Below are 976 nucleotides of genomic sequence, written 5' to 3'. Positions count from 1 at the left end.
AAAGTTGGGATTTTGCCTTCTTCAGAACCATCATCCATACGTGCAAAACCAACTGATTCTGGTGCACCAGCGACATACAATGGACCTTCAATTGTACGTGGAGTACCACCTGTAATACCTGCTTGAGCATCTTTCTCATCTGCACGTAAATCAAGGAAATGCTCAAGACCTAAACCAGCAGCCAAAAGACCTAATTCGTTTGCTTGACCAGCATCAGTAAAGTACTCAAGACCTTTCCAAACTTCAGATTGGCTTAAATCTAAATCTTCAATCGCTTGGAATAAGTCAGATACTAAACGTACAACGATTTGCTGAACACGTTCATCAACAGGACCTGTTGCAGTATCAACGTTCATTTTTTTGACTAAAGCATTAATTTGTTCGCGGTTCATACTATTTCTCCTTAAGTATGCTTGCTGTGTGGTGGCTGACTTCTAATGTGTTTGAGCTCGCTGCCACAATCCTTGTTTAAAATGACGCTAAAAAACCTCTGGATGTATTGATGTCATGGCCTGAATCAATCAAGCCAAGACACTTAAAACTTAACGATCATCTTCACGGATAGAAGATGGGTGGCGATTTAACGCCATTACTTCGATATTCATATATGGGTAAAGCGGAAGACCTTGTAAAATTGAATGAAGCTCTTCATTGCTTTCCACATCAAAAATACTGATGTTTGAATACTGACCTGTGATTCGCCAGATATGACGCCACTTGCCTTGTTGCTGTAACTCTTGCGAATACGCCTTTTCAACAGCTTTAATCTCATTCGCTTTTTCAACTGGCATATCCAGTGGGATGTTCACATCCATTCGTACATGAAACAGCATGTCTCACTCCTGATGTATCACGTCGCTTATTTGCGGCGAAGGTTGTCAATCTTGTCTAAATCCAACTCAATACCTAAACCATTGCCTTGAGGCAGATGTAATTCGAAATCACGATATTGAAGCGGGGTCTTTAAAATTTCGTC

At 40.7% G+C, this 976-nt stretch carries 2 protein-coding genes and 1 pseudogene; all 3 read right to left on the bottom strand.

The genetic code is table 11. The annotated features are described in order from the left end of the window. A partial coding sequence (locus tag AC1M9D_RS14030; RefSeq protein WP_481612438.1) for a dioxygenase occupies positions 1–392 on the bottom strand: 392 nt, incomplete at its 3' end. A gap of 150 nt (positions 393–542) precedes the next feature. Beyond that, positions 543–833 carry a muconolactone Delta-isomerase gene (gene catC / locus AC1M9D_RS14025; RefSeq protein WP_092766278.1) on the bottom strand — a complete coding sequence of 97 codons (291 nt, stop codon included), beginning with the start codon at positions 831–833 and terminating at the stop codon, positions 543–545. Between the two features lie 26 nt (positions 834–859). Beyond that, a pseudogene (locus tag AC1M9D_RS14020) lies at positions 860–976 on the bottom strand (muconate/chloromuconate family cycloisomerase); the annotation flags it as partial.

The organism is Acinetobacter sp. ANC_7682 (assembly GCF_056779795.1).
This window is presented reverse-complemented; position numbering and strand designations above follow the sequence as displayed.